This is a genomic window from Mycolicibacterium fluoranthenivorans, from assembly GCF_011758805.1.
GTDB lineage: Bacteria > Actinomycetota > Actinomycetes > Mycobacteriales > Mycobacteriaceae > Mycobacterium > Mycobacterium fluoranthenivorans.
The window spans coordinates 222235-241496 of the sequence record NZ_JAANOW010000004.1 but is presented as its reverse complement, the minus strand read 5'-3'; the positions used below and the strand labels follow the sequence as shown (position 1 = coordinate 241496).

The following is a 19262-nucleotide window of genomic DNA, read 5'->3' as shown; positions in this document are numbered from 1 at the left end:
TCAGCGCAGCACTTTGTCCAGGGTGCGCAGATTGCGGGTGGTGGTCGACGACTTGTAGCGCTTCTTGCCCATCGTCTTGCCGATCGCCGAGTCCAGCGTCGCCGCGCGGGCGACCTGCCAGTACAGGACACCGTCGCCCTGGGCCGCGGTGTCTCCGGCCTCGGTCGCCAGCGCGGCCAACTCCTGGAGTAGGTCGTCGTCGCTGACGAAGGTGACATAGGAGTGGTGCTCGGGAACGTCGCGCTCGAACGGGTACCGCTGAACGATCTCGCGGAGCTCGTCCAATCCGTAGACCAGTACCCAGGCGTCGTAACCGAACGCCTCCCGCAACGCCGCCTCCGCGGTGCGTCGCACCGACGTGGCGCCGGAAGCGCTGTCCAGCAACACATTTCCACTGGCCAGCACGGTCTTGACGTCGTCGAAGCCGGCCTCGGCGAACACCTTGGCGACGTCGGCCATCTTCAGGTTCACACCGCCGACGTTGACACCGCGCAGAAACGCGGCGTAGCGCGTCACGCGAACCTCGACGTCGTCACCGGCACGCCGGCCAAAGTCGTGCCACCAATCCTGGGCAGAGCGGTCATCGTTGCGATCCTATCGACGTACGCTCGCTACATGGGTCGCCTGGTTTTCGATGACAAGTTGCTGGCATTGATCAGCGGGAATTCGCTGGGGGTGCTGGCGACGATCAAATCCGACGGCCGGCCCCAGCTGTCCAACGTGTCGTACTACTTCGATCCACGCGAGGTGGCGGTGCAGGTGTCGATCACCGAGCCGCGGGCCAAGACGCGCAATCTGCGGCGGGACCCGCGGGCGTCGCTGCTCGTCAGCTCGGACGACGGTTGGTCCTATGCGGTGGCCGAGGGCGATGCGATCCTCACCCCGCCGGCGGCAGAACCACACGATGACACCGTCGAGGGGCTGATTGCCTTGTACCGCAACATTGCCGGTGAGCACCCGGACTGGGATGACTATCGCCGGGCGATGGTCGAGGATCGGCGGGTGCTGCTCACCATCCCGATCGCCCATCTGTACGGGATGCCGCCCGGTCTGCGCTGATCGGGCCGGCTCTCGGATAGGCTCATGTAATGGCCGAGAAACCGGAAGAAGACGACACCAAGCGCAAGTTCCGGGAGGCGCTGGAACGGAAGAAGGCGCAGTCGTCCGGCGCCAACTCACACGCAGACGGCCGGGCGAATAAATCGAAGGCCCACGGCGTGGTGGAGAACCGCAGGGAGTTCCGCCGCAAGAGCGGTTAGTCCGGTGTGCGGGCCAGGCTCCGGGCGGTTGCCAGCGCGGTGAGCAGCACCGCGACGCACAGCAGTCCCGGGCCTTTGAGTCCCCAGCTCACCGAGGCGAGGGTGGCGGCGCCGGCGAGGCAGAGCAGCGTTCCGACCGCGGTCCCGCGGGCGGCGGTGACGGTGCCGCCGTCCCAGTAGGGCAGTGGATTGTTCTCCAGTGGTCGCAGCGCTATGAACAGCGCGGCGACCAGCGCCACCATGAGCGCCAGCTGCACGATGCTCAGCGCGAGCAGATGGGGCTGCCCGGGGTAACGGGGCAGACCCAGATAGTCGAACGCCAGGTGCAGCCCCAGCAGCGCCGGCATATGCCACAGGTACAGCGTCATCGCGCCGCTGTTGCCGATGACCGTCAGCCACCACACCCGCGGCCGGGTGGCCCAGCGACTGATGGCCGGCGCGGCGGCAATGGCGAAGGCGCACATCATGATTGCGTGCCCGGCCAGCAGCAGCGATGGTGGCGTCATATTCTTCAGACGCTGGCTTTCGATGCCGACGAGGCTCAGTTCGTACGGGCCGAAGCGCAGTAGCGCCAGGTTGACGGCCAGCATCATGACACCTAGCGCGGCCGCTGTGGACGGGCGCAGCAGACCGCGGCGGTAGGCCACGCCGAACATGCCGGGCAACAGCCAGACCGACAGGTTCGCATAGCCCAGCCAACTCAGGCTCGGGTCGTTGACGCGAGCCGCGTCCACCACGGCGATGAGCCCGTAGCCGACGGCCACGGCCCCGGCCAGCCGTGCCGTGGTGGTGATCCGGGCCAGCAACGGAACCGACGCCAGCACAAGGACATACGCGCCGAGGAACCAGAGCAGCTGTGTCGAGATCCCGGCGATCGGCTCGTAGACGTGCACCGGTGCCACCCGGTGTAGCACCATCAGCGCCACCGCCCAGAACGCCAGGTAGGAGAACACCGGCCGGTAGAGGCGGGTGCAGCGTTTGAGGAGCCAGGCGCCCCAGTCGCCGGCCGAATTGTTGTGGTAGGAGGTGACCGAACTCGCCACGCCGGCGAAGAAGAACAGCGGCATGATCTGGAAGATCCAGGTCAGTGCCTGCAGGACGGCCGAGGTGGTGAGCAGGTTGTCCCAGTGGAACACCTGGTCGGTGATGATGCTGGTGGCCATCAGGGTATGGCCGGTGACCACGCCGAGCAGGGACACAATGCGGATGACGTCGAGGGCGCGGTCCCGGTCGGCCGGGGTGGCCCGGGCCACCTCTGCGACGCTGGGAAACGTGGTCGCGGGCATGGCTCGACGCTAAATCAGCGACGCGCGATGCACCTGAGTAGAACCACTCAACTCACACCGAGGCGGGGGTGCCGCGGCGCTCCTGGACCAGGATCGCGGCCAGACAGACCATGGCCAGCGCCGCGACCACCACCGCGAACACCTCGCCGGCGGTGCGCAATCCCCATGCGTGCGCGGCCAGTCCGGCGCCCACCACCGGCAGCGAGATGGCCACATAGGCGACCACGAAGTACGTCGAGCTGACCTCGGCGCGGCGTTCGGTGGGCACCTGTTCGACGACGGCGGCCAGGCCGCGGCTGAAGCTGATGCCCTGACCCGTACCGGCCACCAGAGCCGCGACCAGGATGCCCGTCAGTGAGGAGAAGTGCAGCGCGGCAGCCAGTATCACCATGCCGATCACGAGGACGGCGCTGCCCGCCGCGACCGCGCGGGCCGGTGCGATCCGTCGTCCCGCCAGTTGGGCCGCGGCCGAGGCCAGGAAGATCGACGAGGCCACGGCACCGCCGACGGCGTGGTTGTCGTTGCCGACCACATTTGCGACGAACGCCGGGGCCACCGAGGTGAACAAGCCCATCACGGCGAAGCCGGCGAAAGCCGCAGTGGCGGCGGTGATGAAAACGGCGCGCGCCTCGACGGGTACCGACAGCCGCTGCATGCCGATCCGGCCGGTGCGGTCGGAGGTCTCCGGGGCGATCAGGACCGCTGCGATCGCCAGTACCACGAGCACGATGTGCACCACGAACGGCAGCGTCAGCGCATGCGGTTCGTACTGCACCAGCAGGCCGGCCAGAATGGGCCCGCTCCCCAGGCCGCCGATATTGGCGACCGTCGCGACCACGGCGCCGCGCTCACGCTGCGCGGCGGGCAGGGCCTCCACCACGGCGGCCGTCGCCGTTCCGGTGAAGATACCCGCCGACAGGCCGGACAGCAGTCGTCCCACCAGGAGCACGGCCACACTGTCGGCGAAGAGGAAGACCACCGCGCTGGCCAGCGCGAACACCAGACCGCCGAGCAGCACCGGGCGCCGCCCGATCGCATCAGACCAGCCGCCGACGACGAGGAGGGCGCCGAGCACGCCGATGGCGTAGGCGGCGAAGACGATCGTGGTGGTGAGCACCGCGAAATGCATCTGCGCCGCATAGAGCGCGTACATCGGTGTCGGCAGGGTGGTGCCGAGCATCACGGCGGCGAACGCGAAGGCCAGGAGTGGGAATGCCAGGCGGCGGCGGGTGTTCACTCCGCTGAACAACGCCGCCGCCGCCATGGGTAATCCATACCCCGCTGTGATGCTCGCTAATGCACGATCGCCTTCTCGGCACCGACGCCGGTCAGCGACCGCACCTCCATCTCGGCATTGAGTTCCGCGTCGCCCTCGTCCGAGGACGTCAGCGTCCCGATGATGCCCAGCAGGAAGGCCAGCGGGATCGACACGATGCCCGGGTTGGCCAGCGGGAACCACGCGAAATCCGCACCCGGGATCATCGCGGTCTTCGACCCGGAAACGGCGGGGGAGAAGACGATGAGCACGATGGTCGAGATCAGCCCGCCGTACATGCTCCACAGCGCGCCGCGGGTGTTGAACCGGCGCCAGTACAGCGAGTAGACGATGGTGGGCAGATTCGCCGCCGCGGCCACCGCGAACGCCAGCGCGACCAGGAAGGCGATGTTCTGACCGTTGGCCAGGATCCCCAGCCCGATGGCCACCAGCCCGAGTACGACCGCGGTGATCCGGGAGACCCTGACCTGCTCCTCCTCGGTGACCTTGTGTCCCTTGAGAACACTGGCATAGACGTCATGCGCGAACGACGCCGACGCGGTGATGGTCAGGCCGGCGACCACCGCGAGGATGGTGGCGAACGCGACGGCGGAGATGATGCCGAGCAGCACCACGCCACCCAGTTCCAGGGCCAGCAACGGAGCCGCCGAGTTCTGGCCGCCCGCGGCGGACAGGATGCGGTCCGGCCCCACGATGGCGGCGGCGCCGTAACCGAGCACCAGGGTGAACAGGTAGAAGGCCCCGATCAGGGCGATGGCCCACACCACCGATCGGCGGGCCTCCTTGGCGGTGGGCACGGTGTAGAAGCGCATCAACACATGCGGCAGACCCGCGGTGCCCAGGACCAGCGCCAGCCCCAGTGACAGGAAGTTGATCTTCGAGGTGGTCGATCCGCCGTACTGCGCACCCGGGGCGAGCACATCGCGACTGGCCACCCCCTTGGTGGTGGCATCGGAGACGGCCGACTGGGCGGCCCCGAGGATCTCGGAGAAGTTCAGCCCGAACTTGGCCAGCACCATGACCGTCATCAGCGCGGCACCGGTGATCAGCAGGACGGCCTTGATGATCTGCACCCACGTGGTGCCCTTCATGCCACCGACCAGCACATAGACGATCATCAGGATGCCGACGACGGCGATCACCAGCGACTGGCCGGTCTTGCTGTGGACGTTGAGCAGCAGGGCCACCAGACCGCCGGCCCCGGCCATCTGTGCCAGGAGGTAGAACAGCGACACCGTCAACGTCGTGGTGGCCGCGGCCAGCCGGACCGGGCGTTGCTTGAGCCGGAAGCTCAACACGTCGGCCATCGTGAATCGGCCGGTGTTGCGCAGCAATTCGGCCACCAGCAGCAGTGCCACCAGCCAGGCGACCAGGAAGCCGATGGAGTAGAGGAAGCCGTCATAGCCGTAGACGGCGATGGCGCCGGCGATGCCGAGGAAGCTGGCCGCCGACAGGTAGTCACCGGCGATGGCGATGCCGTTCTGGGGGCCGGAGAAGGCGCGGCCGCCGGTGAAGAATTCGTCGGCGGATTTGTTGTTGCCGCTCGCCCGGATCACCACGTACATGGTGACGGCCACGAAGACGCCGAAGATCGCGATATTGGCGACCGGGTTGCCCACCGAATCCGATGCTGCGAGAAGGGTGGTCACTTCGCGGGACCTTCCAGCTCGGCGCGGATGGCGGCCGCGCGTGGGTCCAGCTCGCGGTTGGCGAACCGGACGTAGATGCCGGTGATGAGGAAGGTGGTGACGAACTGCCCCAGCCCGAGCAGCAGGCCGGCGTTCACGTTGCCGAACACCTTGGTGGCCATGAAATCGTGGGCGAAGGCGCCCAGCAGGACGTACAGCCCGTACCAGATGAGGAAGAACGCCGTCATCGGGAAGACGAAACGGCGCAGTCTGCTGCGCAACTCCTGGAACTCGGGGCTGTTCTGAACTTCGACGAACTCGGCGCCGGTGGGCGCGGAGCGACTGTCGGTGGTGGGCACGTGGGACTCCTTGACGTCGACTGTGAACCAGCTGGTAACCGAACCTAAGTGAGATGCGGGTCACACGGGTGGAGTTGACGCCGAAGCCGGGCAGCGATGCGCTGAACGGTCGATGAGTGGCGGTGAGCGGCGGGCCTATCGCACGGTGAGACCGCCCAGCAGCTGGTTGAACGCCTCGGTCATGGACGGGTGGGTGTAGATCGAATCCCGCAGGGCGGTCGCGGTGATGTCGTGGCGCATCGCCAGCGCGACGGTGTTGATCACCTCATGGGCGTCGTAACAGAGCAGGGCCGCCCCGAGGATCAGGTCGGTGTCGGCGTCGACGACGACCTTCATCAGGCCGTCCGGCTCGCCAACGATACGGGCGCGCGGCACCGTGGCCATGTCGGCGACCCGCATGGTGGCGACCTTGATGTGCAGACCGGCGGCCACGGCCTCGCGCTCGGTCAGGCCCACCCGACCCAGCGGCGGCGTCATGAACAGGTTGTAGGGCACGGCGTTGCGGTCGGTGGTGCTGCGGGCACCTGTTCCGACGAGTTGATCGAGCACGATGCGGTAGTCGTCGAGCGAGACGTAGGTGAATTGCGGACCGCCGTTGACATCGCCCATGGCGAAGATATGAGGTTGGCTGCTGCGCAGGTATTCGTCGACCGACACCGCGCCCGACGCCGTGGTGCGCACCTGAGCGGCTGCCAGGTTCAGGTCGGCGGTGACGGGTTCGCGGCCCAGCGCCACCAGGACCGTATCCGCCTCGACGGTGTGCGCACCGCCGCCGGTGTCGTAGCTGACCGTGGTCGCCTCCGTGCTGTCACTGACGCCGGTGACCCGGGCATCGGTTATGATACGAACACCCTTGTCCTGCAGGATGGTCCGGGCGCTCTCGGCGATGTCGTCGTCTTCGCGCCCCAAGACCTGCGCGTGGCGCTCCAGGACGGTGACCTCGGATCCGTACGCCGCGTACATCGCGGCGAACTCGATACCGACGTACCCGCCGCCGAGCACCACGAGTCGTCGAGGCAGGTGTTCCTCGGTGAGCAGGTCCGTGCTGGTGTGGACCCGAGTCGACGCGGCAAGGCCGGGGATATCGGGAAGTGTTGGCCGCGAACCGGTTCCGATGACGATCCACTTCGCGAACACCGTCACCTCGCCGTCGGCGGTCGAGACCGAGAGGGTGTGCGCGTCGACGAAGCGGGCCGCGCCGGTGAGTACCTCGGCGGTGTCGATGCTGTCGATCATCGTGTAGTTCACCGCGCGCAGGCCGGCGGTCAACTCACCGGTGGCGGTGACGGCGCGACGGTACTCGTCGGGGTGGGCCGTCCCGGCGCTCAGGTGCTCGGACCGGTACACCAGTGACTTCGTCGGGACGCAACCGATGTTGATGCACGTGCCGCCGTACATCTGCGGGGATTGTTCGACCAGCGTCACCCGCCAGCCCTTGCGCCCGAGTGCTGCGGCCAACGTCTTGCCGCCCTTGCCGAATCCGATGACCGCGAGGTCGACCTGCTCACTCACCTGTGCACCACCACTTTCCCGATCATCCGGCCCGACTCCACCAGCCGGTCAACCTAGCCGAGTCTCCCTCATCCCCGCGGGACGCGCTCCACACCCATACCCAACCGTTCCGGTAGATGCATGCGGGCGAAGATCTGCGCGACATCTGGTGTGGCGCGGGTGAATCGGCTGACCACGATCATCGTCGTGAACGCCAGTGGGACACTGACGGCGGCGGGGTAGCCCACCATCACCGCGGGCCAGCCGCCGAGCACATCGTCGTCGATGCCACCGGCGATGGCCACCGCGACCGCGCTGCCGCACACGCCGCCGCCGATGATGAGTCCGCACGCGGCGCCCGCGGCGGTGAGACCCCGCCACCAGATGCCAAGGACCAGAAGCGGACACAACGTCGACGCCGCGACCGCGAAGGCCAGTCCGACACTGCGGGACAGTTCCAGGCCCGACACCACCAGTGACAGCGGAATCGGGATGAGCCCGCCGATCACCGCGGCGACCCGGAAATCGCGCACGCGCCCGCGCAGCACATCGGTGGCCAATGCGCCGGCGATGCTGACCAGCAGCCCCGAGGAGGTGGCCAGGAACGCGGCGATCGCGCCTGCGGCCACCAGCGCCCCCAGTAGTTGTCCCGCTACGCCGCCGACGGTCGATCCCGGGGCCAGAAGCACAGCGGCGTCGGCGGTTCCGGTGATGAGCAACTGCGGAACGTACAGCCGGGAGAACACGCCGAGGAGTACGGGGAACAGATAGAACACCGAGACCATGGCGATGACGGCAAGCGCGGTGCGCCGGGCCGCGCGGCCGTCGGGATTGGTGTAGAAGCGGACCAACACATGCGGCAGGCCCATGGTGCCGAGGAAGGTCGCCACGATGATGGACAGCACCTGATAGAGCGGATGACCGCCACCCAGCCCGCCGCCGGAGGTGATCCATTCGCCGCCGGTGCTCGGGGTGCCGGCCACCACCGGGGTGGCCGCGCCGGCGGCCAGGGTCAGTGTGCTACCCGCGCCCAGGGTGTGGTCACCGGGAACGCCGAGGGTGGCGGCGTCGACATGCCGGCCATCCAGGGTTCCGGTGAGGGTGATGCCCGCGGGATCGACCACCTGCACCACCACGTCGGTATCGATCGCGACGGTGGTCTGATGCTGCACGCTCGGCGGCAACGGTCCGCCCAATTCGGCACGGTCGCTGAGGAACAACCCGAGCAGCGCCAGTGCGGGAATCGCGATGGCGGTCAGTTTCAACCAGTACTGGAAGGCCTGCACGAAGGTGATCGACCGCATCCCGCCGCCGACCACATTGCTGATCACGATCGCGCCGACAAGCAGAGGCCCGGTCCATACCGGCATTCCCAGAAGGGTTTTCAGTGTCAACCCGGCCCCCTGGTATTGCGGAGCCAGGTAGAACACGCAGATCACCACCACGACGAGCATCGCCACCTTGCGCAGCCGTGCCGAGCCGAGCCGGAATTCGGCGAAGTCGGGAACGGTGTAGGCGCCCGAGCGGCGCAGGGGAGCGGCGACGAACAGCAGCAGCCCCAGATAGCCCGCGGTGAACCCCACCGGGTACCACAGTGCGTCGGCGCCGTACTTGGCGATGAGGCCCGCCACGCCGAGAAATGATGCCGCTGAAAGGTATTCACCTGAGATCGCGGCCGCGTTCCAGCGCGGACCGACACTGCGAGACGCCACCAGGAAGTCGGACGTGGTACGTGACAACCGGACCCCGTAGGCGCCGATGGCGACGGTGGCCACCGCCGCGGCCAGGAGGGCGACCGCCGTGAGTGGCGCGCCGGTCATGGTTCGCTGTCGACGACTCGCACGAAATCGCGCTCGGCCTGTTCGGCGAGGCGGACGTACAGTCGGCCTATCCCGTAGAGCAGTGGGTAGCACAGCACAGCGAGGACCAACCAGTTCAGCCGCATGCCGAGCACCGTCAGTGCGCTCAGATGCGGTGCCAGTATCACGGTCGCGACCACTCCGGCGATGACGACCAGCGTCAGCCGCAGCGCCAGACCCAGTTGGGCGCGCATCAGACCACGTACCAGTGCGTCGCCGACCTGGGTCTGCTCCTGTACCTCCACCCGGGTGCGCACCATCCGGGCGCCGCGCCGGTGCGCCAGCACGACCCGTTGCCGCCCCGCGGCGGGCCGCGGCGTGGACCCCTGCGGCGGCTCACTCATCGGCGGGTTTCAGATTGCGCATCGGATCCCGGACCAACCGGTCCCGCAGTTCGCGGGCCTGACGTCGGCTCACCGGCAGCTCGACGGCAGGTGAGGTGCCGTTGGCGCGCAGCCGCACCAGTACCGCGCCGTCGTGCGTGCGCAGCCCGGTGACCAGACGCAGGGACACCAGATAGGACCGGTGGATACGCTGGAATCCGTGGTCGGCCCAGCGAGTTTCCAACACACTCAACGGGATTCGCACCAGGTGAGCTCCGGTGGCCGAGTGCAGGCGGGCGTAGTCGCCCTCGGCCTCCACCCAGCCGATGCTGTCCCTGGGCACCAGTTGGGTGATGCCACCGAGTTCGGCCGGCACTACGTCGGAGTCCTGCTCTCCGAGTGCGGCACCGGTCTGGGTGGTCGCGGCCCGGCGCACCGCCTCGTCGAGCCGGTCCTGCCGGATCGGTTTGAGCAGATAATCGGTGGCGCCGACATCGAAGGCCGCCACCGCCTTGTCGTCATGCGCGGTCACGAACACCACGGCAGGCCGGTGCGCGAAATTGGTGAGGACGCCGGCGAGCTCGATGCCGGACAGGCCCGGCATGTTGATGTCGAGGAACACCGCATCGATGGTGTGCTGGTTGAGTTCTCGCAACGCCGAGGTGGCGTCACCGGCGGTGAACACCTCGGCGACACCGGGGTGGCGGCCCAGCAGATACGCGAGTTCGTCGAGTGCGGGTGCCTCGTCGTCGACGGCGAGCACCGTCAGCTTGGAACTCACGTGTACGCACCTCCGCTGGCCCGCACCCCGGAACGGAACTTCGGTACCCGCATGATGACCTTGGTGCCCGCTCCGAGAGCCGTCTCGACCACCAGACCGTAGTCGTTGCCGAAGGCCGCCCGCAGCCGATGGTCCACATTCGTCAGGCCCACGTGCGCGGACTGGTCGGCGCCGGCGCGCAGCATGTCGGGGTCCATTCCGGCGCCGTCGTCCTCGACGGTGATGACGCAATCGGTGCCGGCGTCGCGGGCGATGAGCTCCACCGATCCGCCGCCCTGGGCGGCCAAGCCGTGTCGGACGGCGTTCTCCACCAACGGTTGCAGCGCCAGGAACGGCACGACGACGTTGAGCACCTCGGGGGCCACCTGCAGGCGCACCGTGAGCGCCGTGCCGAAGCGGGCGCGCTCCAGGGTCAGGTAGCGGTCGATGTTGCGCAGTTCCTCGGCGAGGGTGGTGTACTGCCCGGCCGCCCGGAACGAGTAGCGGGTGAAATCGGCGAATTCCAGGATCAGTTCGCGGGCGCGGTCCGGGTCGGTGCGCACAAAGGACGCCACGGTGTTGAGGGCGTTGTAGATGAAGTGCGGGCTGATCTGGGCGCGCAGTGCCAGCACCTCGGCCCGGTCCAGCCGGGCCCGTGACGCGTCGAGCTCGGCCAGTTCGAGCTGGCTGGCCGCGTAGCGGGCCACCTCGCCGATGGCGCCCAGCATGCCCGGCCCGGGATTGCCGGTCGCCACCGACACCAGCGCGCCGAGCACGTCACCGCCCTCGGCGAGCAGGGGCTGGGCCACCACGGCGGTGGTCCCGTTGTTGGTGAGCACCCGGCGTGCCGCGGATACGGAGTCGCGGGCGGTCGATGCGCAGGCCTCGACGATCTCGGGTGTCCAGATCGCGTCGTCGGCGGAGTCGCGGGCCAGCAGGTCACCGTCGCCGTCGAAGAGGGCGACGCCCTCGGTGCCGGTCAGTCCGCGCAGGAACGGCGCCGCGGTCTGCGCGGATTCGGTGTCCAGGCCGCGGCGCAGGGCGCGCGCCGCGAGCGATGCGGTGTGCAGCGCGGTGTGTACGGCTCGTTCGGTGGGGGTGGCGACGACGCGCCGGGTGCGCACGATCAGCACTGCGGCCACCGCCGCCAATGCCATGGCGACGGCCAGCGCGAGAGCTACTTGGCCGGACATCTTGCGGCCACCCTAAACCGGTCCGGCTATTGAACCGGGCAGGCGTACTTCCTGGCCACGTCCATGACCCGTTCCTGCGCCCCGGGGCCGATGACGCCCTGCGTGGCCAGTTCCAAACCGATGTAGCCCGGTATGCCGCCGATGCATGCCTGGTGGGCGACGCGCCATGCGGTGTCGGGATTCAGGTTGTAGCCGTTGCGTTGCAGGCCTTGCATGTAGTCGTCGAACGCCGGGGTGCCCTGGTCGGGGATCGCGCCGGCGGGGGCGGCCAGGGCGATCGTGGTGCCCAGTGCGGCAAGAAGGGGTGCAACCACTCGTTTCATGTCCGTCTCCCCACGGGCGTACCACCGGTTTGTCGTCTACACGTTCGCACACAGGACTGACACAGACTTCGGGAATGCCCACCGGACTCGCCTTAAACTGGCCAGATGCCCACCTTGCAGTTGGTCCAAGACCCCGAGGCCGACGCTCTGCTCGAGTCCAATCCGTTCGCACTGCTTGTCGGGATGCTTCTCGATCAGCAGATCCCCATGGAGACGGCGTTCGCCGGGCCGAAGAAGATCGCGGACCGGATCGGTGGCGTCGATGCGCGCCAGATCGCCGAGTACAACCCGGACGAGTTCGTCGCGCTGTGCTCGCAAACCCCGGCCATCCACCGCTTTCCGGGATCGATGTCGAAGCGGGTGCAGACCCTGGCGCAGGCGATCGTCGACGACTACGACGGTGACGTGACCGCGCTGTGGACCGCCGGTGACCCCGACGGTGCCGAGGTGCTGCGCCGGCTCAAGCGGCTGCCCGGCTTCGGTGAGCAGAAGGCCAAGATCTTCCTGGCCCTGCTCGGCAAGCAGTACGGCGTGACACCGGCCGGCTGGCGGGCCGCGGCAGGGGATTACGGCAAGGCGGGCACGCACATGTCGGTGGCCGACGTGGTGGATCCCGGGTCACTGCAGGAAGTCCGGGCCTACAAGAAGAAGATGAAAGCGGCGGCCAAGGCCGCGAAGCAGGCCTGACACGCACTCGATGGCGCTCGCATGCGTATGAGATGGTGATCACATGGCGAAGACGCATCTGAATTGCCCCTGCGGCGAAGCGATTACCGGCACCGATGAGAACGATCTGGTGGAAAAGGCTCAGGAACATCTGGCGCAGGCTCATCCCGGTCGTGAGTACGACCGGGAGATGATCCTGTTCATGGCGTACTGAGCGGGACGCTAACCCGACGACGGTGCACCCAGATCGCTTATCGGGCCGGATTTGCGATCTGTGTGCACCGTCGCGGTTCGGGTGAGCTACGGGCTTAGGGCACCACCGTCGAGCCGATGGTGGGCATGAACTGGCACTGCTTCTCTGTCGTGGTCACCTGACCGAAGATCGTCGACATGATGCTGCCTGACCCGGTGTCGGCGACGACGGTCAAGGTGGTCGGCCCCTCGGGGTTCATATCCGGGCGGGGCTTGAGCGTTGCGGTCCCGGACTTCCCGGTGGACAGATTCACCCACGTGACGTTCAGCGGCAGCTTCTGCTCGGCTGCGGGACCAGGAGTGCCGACCGCGGTGAAGACGTACGCGGTCTGACCCGGGCCGGGCCCGGGCGTCGGGATCGCCGCCGGACCGGCCACCGAGATCGCGGTGGCGAGCACGTTGCCGCCGTTGGCGAGGCAGCCGTTACTGATCGACGGGTACATGAAGTCCTGCTTGGTGGCGGCGTCCGGGCTCAGCAGACCCGTCGGCGCCGGTGCGGGTGCCGGCGCGGGGCCAGGTGCCGGGGCCGGAACGGCGTCCGGCGCAGGGGCTGGTGCGGCGGCCAGCGGGGCGGCATCGGGAGCGGGTGCGGGTGCCGGTGCGGGTGCGGGCAGCGCGGCGGCCTCGGGTGCGGGTCCGACGGCATGCGCCGGGTCCACCCCCGCGGGCAGGTGAGCTTCCGGTCCGGCGCCCGCCGCGGGCACGTGTGCCTGCGGGTCGGAGGCGAACTGGTTGACCGCGGTGGCCATATTCTTCGAATCGTCAGGTGCCGCCGCGTTTCCTGCGAACGCGGCGGCCGCGGCCATGAGCATCGATGCGGCACCCTGCGGATCGGCGGCAGCTTGCTGGATCGCCGGTCCGAGCGTCTCCATCGCAGGCAACCCGGGCGCCTGCAGATTGTTGATCGGCAATGGTGCGGGCACCGCGGGATCCGCTGAGGCGACGCCGCTGCCCAGCACCACCAGCGTTGTCGCGGCGGTACTGCTCAGCAGTGTCCGGATCGATGTCATGACTTCCCCCTGGATATGTGTGGTGACGGCTGGTCAGCTCCCGATCACGGCAGCGCGGACAATGCCGTCGTCGGCAGCAGCATCGGCATGAGGCCGGCGGCCCCCGGCAGTGCGGAGGCCGCGGCAGGTGCCGCGGCGGCAGCCGGCGCGCCGAGTGCGGCCGGCGCTGCGGTCGCAGCCTTGGGCAGCAATCCGGCCAACGGCGACCCGGCGGGCAGCAGCGAGGCGAGATCACCCGGGAAGGCCAACTGCTTGGGCAGTTCAAGCCCGCCCACCTGCGGCAGATTCACATCGGCCTGGGGCAACAGCACGTTGCCGGTGGGCGCGGGTGCTGCCGCTGCCGCGAGGGGTGCCGCGGCGGTGGCCGCCGAGGCCGGGCTGACGGCCGGCAACTGCGGCAGGGTGAGGTTGGCGCTCGCTGCCGGTGCCGCTGCGGGAGCGGCAGCCGGTGCGGCCGCGGCGGGCACGGCGGATGCCGCCCCGCCCCCGGACAACGCCGAAGCCAGACCCTGGATCAGCTGGGGAGCCATCGCGAGCTGGTTGGCGAACGGCAGCGCCGGTGCGGCCGGGGCGGCCGGTGCGACCGGGGCCGGTAGCACCGGGTCGGCGCCGGCAACCGGGCTGAGCGCGAGCGCGGTCACCGCACCCGCGCCAGCGATCATGCTGGTAATAAACAGTTTTCTGGTAGCTGGCATGGTTCTCCCCAATTCGTTGGCGGCGGGTCTGAATCCGAAAGTAGCCCGTTACTGGTGTTACTCAAGTGACACGTGTGGCGGTTATTCAACCGTTACGGAGGTGTGTGCCGATGGTGACCGCAATCGCCCATCTGAATCGGGCTGGCTACAGTCGAGCCGTAGACACCACCTCTTCGCGCGCCCCGAGTGCGCCACGCACCCGTCTGGCGCCGGTCTTGTTCGCGCTCAGCATCGCGGCGCGACTGGCGTGGACCTACCTGGTGCCGAACGGCGCGAACTTCGTCGATCTGCACGTCTACGTGGGCGGCGCCGGTGCGCTCGACCACCCCGGCACGCTGTACTCCTACGTCTACGCAGACCAGACACCGGACTTTCCGCTGCCGTTCACCTATCCGCCGTTCGCCGCGGTGGTGTTCTATCCGCTGCATCTGCTGCCGTTCGGCCTGGTGGCCTTCTTCTGGCAGGTCGGCATCGTCGCCGCGCTGTACGGCGTGGTGTCGCTGAGCCTGCGGTTGCTGGGCCGCGCGAATGCCCGCACGGCGATGCTGTGGACGGCCGCCGGGATCTGGACGGAGCCGCTACGCAGCACCTTCGACTACGGGCAGATCAATGTGCTGCTGGTCCTGGCCGTGCTCTACGCGGTGTACAGCTCGCGCTGGTGGGTGTCGGGTCTACTCGTCGGACTGGCCGCCGGGGTGAAGCTGACCCCGGCCGTCTCGGGCCTGTACTTCCTGGGCGTGCGACGCTTCGGGGCGGCGGCCTTCTCCGCGGTGGTGTTCGCCGCGACGGTCGCGGTGTCGATTGTGGTGGTGGGCGGGCAGGGGCGGTACTACTTCACCGACCTGCTCGGCGATGCCGGCCGGATCGGCCCGATCGGTACCTCGTTCAACCAATCGGTGCGGGGCGCGATCTCCCGGATCCTCGGGCACGACGCCGGGTATGGACCGGTGGTGGTCGCGATCCTGTTGGTGGCCGCGGTCCTGGCGGTGCTGGCCTGGCGGGCGGTGGACGGCGGCACCGACCGGCTCGCCGGGATCGTGATCGTGCAGCTGTTCGGCCTGCTGCTGTCACCGATTTCGTGGACCCACCACTGGGTGTGGCTGATCCCGCTGATGATCTGGCTGCTGCACGGCCCGCTGCGCGAGCGCCGTGGCGCGCGCATTCTGGGTTGGGGCTGGCTGGTCTTGACGCTGATCGGGCTGCCCTGGCTGCTCAGCTTCGCGCAGCCGACCATCTGGGAGATCAGCCGGCCGTGGTACCTGGCCTGGGCGGGCCTGATCTACCCCGTGGCCACCCTGGCCACGCTGACGTGGATGGCCGCTACTGGCCGAGGATCCGGTCGATATCGGCCGCCATCGCCAGATCCTTCTCGGTGATCCCGCCGGCGGAATGCGTCACCAAAGCGAAAGTCACTGTCCGCCAACGAATATCGATATCAGGATGATGGTCGGCTTGTTCGGCGAATTCGGCCACCCGCCGGACCGCCTCGATTCCGTCGAGAAACGCGCCGAACTTGACCGACCGGTGTAGCGCGCCCGACGCCCGTTCCCAGCCGGGCAGGTCGGCCAGCGCGGCATCAACTTGCTCGTTCGTCAACACAGCCATGCCACTGACGGTATACCGTCTGTGGCGATGCATGAGCAGATTGTCGTTGCGGGGGCACTCATTTCGGAGGACGGCCTGCTGGTCGCGCAACGTGCCCGCCCGGCCGAGCTGGCCGGGTTGTGGGAACTGCCCGGCGGTAAGGTCGCGCCGGGCGAGTCCGACGCCGAGGCGCTGTCTCGCGAACTGCACGAAGAACTCGGGATCCGGGTGAGCGTCGGGGCGCGCATCGGTCCCGATGTCGCGCTGACCAACGGTATGACGCTGCGGGCCTACCGGGTCACGCACACCGACGGTAGCCCGCAACCACACGACCACCGAGCGTTGCGCTGGGTGCGCGCCACCGATCTCGACGATCTGCCCTGGGTGCCGGCCGACCGGGCCTGGGTGCCGGATCTGCTGGCGGCGCTGCGGAGTACTCGGGCCCGCCCGTGCTGATGCGGTGTCACACACCTGCGCCGACGAGCGCCGGCGCGGCGACGAAAAGCTCTGCCGCGGCGATCTTTCGGGCTGCACGGTGCAGGGTCACTGCTGTCAACGCACCGTCTGCGGCTCTGGTGAGGTCGACGTGTAGCACCCCGGCGGCGGTGCCCAGCCGAAGTGAATCGGCCACCGGCATGCGCATACCTTGTGAGACGGTGCTACCGGGGATCGTCGACGCCGCGGCGACGGCGACGGCGGAAGTGAGCCCGATGGCGGGGTGCGGGGCGAGCATGGACACCATGCGCACAGAGATGTCGTACTCGTCCGCGCACACCTCGGTGCCGGCACTCGTGCGGTAGTTCCTCGGTGGGCCCACCACACCGACTTTCGGAATGGCGTGACTGATCGGCTCGCCAAACCTGCTCAATCCCATCAGCAGCGAGGCCTTTTGGCGAAGCGCCACCAACAAATCCATCCGATCGGCGATGGCGTCGTTGTCCTCGGTGCCGGTCAAGCCGAGGTCGGCCGCGTCGAACAGAGCCGCCGGGGCGCCGGCCACCAGCATCGTTGCGGTGTACCTACCGCCGGCGACCGGGACGTCGTCGACGGCGTGACCGGTGCGCAGCACGCCCGCCGGATCGGCGTCCAAGCCGGTGAAGGACAGACCCACCGGCACCCCGAGCGCATTGGTGCCGGGTACACATGCGGTCCCTTCACTCGGGATCACCCCGCCGGGGGTGGCGATCTCCGCGGTGAGGACGGCGCCGGTGTTCTCATTGCGCATCCGGATCTCGGTCGTCGTGTCGTGGACGGCGACGAGGCCGGACTGCAAGGCGTAGAGACCGATCGCGGTGGCGCAATTGCCGCAGTTGCTTCCCCATTCGACCCGTCGATCACCGATCGCCACCTGGGCGAAGAGGTAGTCGATGTCGATGCCGGGCAACTGCGAGCGGCGCACGATGGCCGCCTTCGATGTTGTCGAACTTCCGCCACCGACCCCGTCGAGTTGGCGGGGATCGCCGGATCCGAAGGCCGAGGTGAGCAGTGTGTCGAGGCCGCCGGCGTCGGTCAGCAGGGGGTCGACATCCACGGCGTTGAACAGCCAGCACTTGCTGGTTCCGCCCCGCATCCAGGTGCCACGAAGAGTGAGCATGTCTGATCAGGCCTTTCCACACGAGAAGTGAGGTGTGCTTCCACTGTGAGCGCTCCGAGCATGTAGCACAATCACGCATTGCCGGATAGGGCTTAACTTCTGCTAAAGCCAGCTCGCTGACCGCGCCGCGGCGAATGCGTGCTCAGAACAACGCGGGTCCGACTACCAGGACGAGCCAGCACAGAGCCGGGGCCAGGGCGACGACGATGCCGGCGTTGAGCAACAGCTGGCGGTAGAACCTCGGTCGGGCAATCCCCTGGGCGTTGGCCAGTACCAGCGCACCGTTCGTGGAGAACGGTGAGACGTCGACGACGGTGGCCGAAATCGCCAGTGCGGCAACGACACCGACGACCGGTAGCGCTCCGGTGTGCAGCAGGGGAAGGGCCATCGGGATGATGGCGGTGAGTAGGGCGGTGGAGGAGGCGAACGCCGAGGTGACGCCGATGACGTAGCAGAGGACGGCGGCAACCAGCAAGGGTGCACCGATGGTCATGGACATCTCGGCGAGGTGGTCGATGGTGCCGATCTCCTGCAGTACCGAGATGTAGGTGATCATGCCGGCGACGAGCAGCACGGTGGACCAGCTGATGCCGGCAATCGCCTCGTTCTGCTTGGACAGGTCGGTGAAGGCCAGGACGGCGCCCGCTGCGATGGAGATGAAGCTGATCGGCAGGTGGAATACCAGCACCAGCACCAGCACCACGCCGATGAGAGCCAGCGTGAGCTTCTGTACGCGGGTCACCGGAGTGGGCATCGCGTCCAGGAGGACGCCGGTGCGCGCCGGTCGGGTGAGCAGTCCGGTGCCGGTGCTTCCCGAGCCCCCGACGATGGCAGTGCCGCGCGGGTCATGGCTTGTGGACACACCTGCGGACCCGAGGTCGTCGTGATCGAATCCTTCCGGGGTACCGGTGGCGCTGAACTCCAGGTGGCGGACCCGGGCCAACGCGGCATATCCGACGACGGTCAGGACCGACAGCAGCAGGTTGATGCCGTAGCTGGCGAAGAAAAGGGTCCAGGGGTTGATGCTCAGGCCGCTCTTCTCGACGATGTCGCGAACCAGCACGCCGGAGACCGAGATCGGGGAGAACGCCCCGGCGTGGGCTCCGTTGATCGTCATGATGCCCATCACCAGCGGGCTCATCTTGGTTCGCGCGGCGAACGACATCGCCGCCGGAGAGATCAACGCCACTGCCGCCGGGCTGAACGTGCCGAGGGCAGTCAGGACCGAGGCGCAGAAGAAGAACACCCACGGCACCACGGTGACGCGGCCGCGCACCCCGCGGATGCAGGCGTTGACCAGCAGGTCGATCGTGCCGTTGCGTTTGGCCATACCGAAGAAGTAGGTGACACCGACGATGGTGAGCGCGATCGAACTGGGGAACTCGGCGAGGAGTTCCTTGTCGTCATAGCCGAGCATGAAGTACCCGACGCCGAAGGCGCCGATGAACCCGAGAATGCCGATGTTGATGGGAAAAAATGTGGCGATGACGAACATCGCCACCAAGGCGATCAGCGGTAGTACTTCGACAGAGGTCATCGTTGGTCTCTCAGTTCCGGAGAAGGTCGCGCTGCGCGCGAACCGATCACCGTTCCGCGCTTCGGCGGGAGCTGTGACGGTTGCGGATCACACCCTTCGTTGATCATTACCTAGATCACACTAAGAAGGCGTTGACTTAACGACAATATCGACTATGTACAGTAGGG

At 67.9% G+C, this 19262-nt stretch carries 22 protein-coding genes; 6 read left to right on the top strand and 16 right to left on the bottom strand.

Annotated features, from left to right (window positions below; genetic code table 11):
- On the bottom strand, positions 1–516 hold the full coding sequence (locus FHU31_RS27665; RefSeq protein WP_167164062.1) for a DUF1697 domain-containing protein: 516 nt from the start codon (positions 514–516) through the stop codon (positions 1–3).
- A 99-nt stretch (positions 517–615) separates the two neighbouring features.
- Between FHU31_RS27665 and FHU31_RS27660 the strand changes: the two genes are divergently transcribed.
- Both FHU31_RS27660 and FHU31_RS27655 read left to right on the top strand, forming a co-directional pair.
- Complete coding sequence (locus tag FHU31_RS27660; RefSeq protein WP_090363475.1) at positions 616–1059, top strand: PPOX class F420-dependent oxidoreductase; 444 nt, start codon at positions 616–618, stop codon at positions 1057–1059.
- A 29-nt stretch (positions 1060–1088) separates the two neighbouring features.
- Positions 1089–1259, top strand: a complete 171-nt coding sequence (locus tag FHU31_RS27655; RefSeq protein ID WP_090363476.1) for a DUF5302 domain-containing protein — start codon at positions 1089–1091, stop codon at positions 1257–1259.
- Here the strand turns inward: FHU31_RS27655 and FHU31_RS27650 are convergent.
- From FHU31_RS27650 to FHU31_RS27605, 10 genes are all read right to left on the bottom strand, one after another.
- Positions 1256–2545, bottom strand: coding sequence for an acyltransferase family protein (locus tag FHU31_RS27650; RefSeq protein WP_167164060.1), 1290 nt, complete (start codon positions 2543–2545; stop codon positions 1256–1258). The genes FHU31_RS27655 and FHU31_RS27650 overlap by 4 nt on opposite strands.
- Positions 2546–2597: 52 nt before the next feature.
- Positions 2598–3809, bottom strand: a complete 1212-nt coding sequence (locus FHU31_RS27645) for an MFS transporter (RefSeq protein WP_167164058.1) — start codon at positions 3807–3809, stop codon at positions 2598–2600.
- Between the two features lie 29 nt (positions 3810–3838).
- On the bottom strand, positions 3839–5470 hold the full coding sequence (locus FHU31_RS27640) for a monocarboxylic acid transporter (RefSeq protein ID WP_090363481.1): 1632 nt from the start codon (positions 5468–5470) through the stop codon (positions 3839–3841).
- Positions 5467–5808: a DUF485 domain-containing protein gene (locus FHU31_RS27635; RefSeq protein ID WP_090363483.1), complete on the bottom strand. Its 342-nt coding sequence runs from the start codon at positions 5806–5808 to the stop codon at positions 5467–5469. Before FHU31_RS27635 ends, FHU31_RS27640 begins: the two co-directional genes overlap by 4 nt.
- Before the next feature lie 135 nt (positions 5809–5943).
- Positions 5944–7320, bottom strand: coding sequence for an FAD-dependent oxidoreductase (locus FHU31_RS27630; protein ID WP_167164056.1), 1377 nt, complete (start codon positions 7318–7320; stop codon positions 5944–5946).
- Positions 7321–7388: 68 nt separating this feature from the next.
- A complete protein-coding gene (locus FHU31_RS27625) occupies positions 7389–9119 on the bottom strand; it encodes a sodium/solute symporter (RefSeq protein WP_167164054.1) in 1731 nt (576 codons plus the stop codon).
- Entirely contained in the window at positions 9116–9502 is a 387-nt protein-coding gene (locus tag FHU31_RS27620; RefSeq protein WP_090363487.1) for a hypothetical protein, read from the bottom strand. The genes FHU31_RS27625 and FHU31_RS27620 overlap by 4 nt, the downstream gene beginning before the upstream one ends.
- Positions 9495–10262 carry a LytR/AlgR family response regulator transcription factor gene (locus tag FHU31_RS27615; protein WP_167164052.1) on the bottom strand — a complete coding sequence of 256 codons (768 nt, stop codon included), beginning with the start codon at positions 10260–10262 and terminating at the stop codon, positions 9495–9497. The genes FHU31_RS27620 and FHU31_RS27615 overlap by 8 nt, the downstream gene beginning before the upstream one ends.
- Positions 10259–11434, bottom strand: a complete 1176-nt coding sequence (locus FHU31_RS27610) for a sensor histidine kinase (protein WP_167164051.1) — start codon at positions 11432–11434, stop codon at positions 10259–10261. Before FHU31_RS27610 ends, FHU31_RS27615 begins: the two co-directional genes overlap by 4 nt.
- Before the next feature lie 26 nt (positions 11435–11460).
- Entirely contained in the window at positions 11461–11757 is a 297-nt protein-coding gene (locus FHU31_RS27605) for a DUF732 domain-containing protein (RefSeq protein ID WP_167164049.1), read from the bottom strand.
- Positions 11758–11862: 105 nt separating this feature from the next.
- On the opposite strand from FHU31_RS27605, the gene FHU31_RS27600 reads away from it, so the two are divergent.
- Positions 11863–12444, top strand: a complete 582-nt coding sequence (locus FHU31_RS27600; RefSeq protein WP_090363491.1) for an HhH-GPD-type base excision DNA repair protein — start codon at positions 11863–11865, stop codon at positions 12442–12444.
- Positions 12445–12487: 43 nt separating this feature from the next.
- On the top strand, positions 12488–12637 hold the full coding sequence (locus tag FHU31_RS27595; protein WP_167164047.1) for a DUF1059 domain-containing protein: 150 nt from the start codon (positions 12488–12490) through the stop codon (positions 12635–12637).
- A 94-nt stretch (positions 12638–12731) separates the two neighbouring features.
- On the opposite strand, the gene FHU31_RS27590 is transcribed toward FHU31_RS27595, so the two are convergent.
- The gene (locus FHU31_RS27590; protein ID WP_167164045.1) at positions 12732–13685 is read right to left on the bottom strand and encodes an Rv1157c family protein; all 954 of its coding nucleotides are present in this window, start codon (positions 13683–13685) and stop codon (positions 12732–12734) included.
- 44 nt (positions 13686–13729) lie between these two features.
- Positions 13730–14347 (bottom strand): hypothetical protein, encoded by a 618-nt coding sequence (locus FHU31_RS27585; protein WP_308204875.1) that lies wholly within the window; start codon positions 14345–14347, stop codon positions 13730–13732.
- Positions 14348–14490: 143 nt separating this feature from the next.
- Between FHU31_RS27585 and FHU31_RS27580 the strand changes: the two genes are divergently transcribed.
- Positions 14491–15756: a mannosyltransferase gene (locus FHU31_RS27580; protein ID WP_167164041.1), complete on the top strand. Its 1266-nt coding sequence runs from the start codon at positions 14491–14493 to the stop codon at positions 15754–15756.
- Here the strand turns inward: FHU31_RS27580 and FHU31_RS27575 are convergent.
- Positions 15701–15985: a 4a-hydroxytetrahydrobiopterin dehydratase gene (locus FHU31_RS27575; RefSeq protein ID WP_090363499.1), complete on the bottom strand. Its 285-nt coding sequence runs from the start codon at positions 15983–15985 to the stop codon at positions 15701–15703. The genes FHU31_RS27580 and FHU31_RS27575 overlap by 56 nt on opposite strands.
- A gap of 27 nt (positions 15986–16012) precedes the next feature.
- On the opposite strand from FHU31_RS27575, the gene FHU31_RS27570 reads away from it, so the two are divergent.
- The gene (locus tag FHU31_RS27570) at positions 16013–16420 is read left to right on the top strand and encodes a (deoxy)nucleoside triphosphate pyrophosphohydrolase (protein ID WP_167164039.1); all 408 of its coding nucleotides are present in this window, start codon (positions 16013–16015) and stop codon (positions 16418–16420) included.
- Positions 16421–16427: 7 nt separating this feature from the next.
- Here FHU31_RS27570 and FHU31_RS27565 read toward each other — a convergent pair whose 3' ends face one another.
- A complete protein-coding gene (locus FHU31_RS27565; protein WP_167164037.1) occupies positions 16428–17558 on the bottom strand; it encodes a PrpF domain-containing protein in 1131 nt (376 codons plus the stop codon).
- A gap of 142 nt (positions 17559–17700) precedes the next feature.
- Entirely contained in the window at positions 17701–19095 is a 1395-nt protein-coding gene (locus FHU31_RS27560; protein WP_167164035.1) for an SLC13 family permease, read from the bottom strand.
- Positions 19096–19262: the final 167 nt, after the last annotated feature.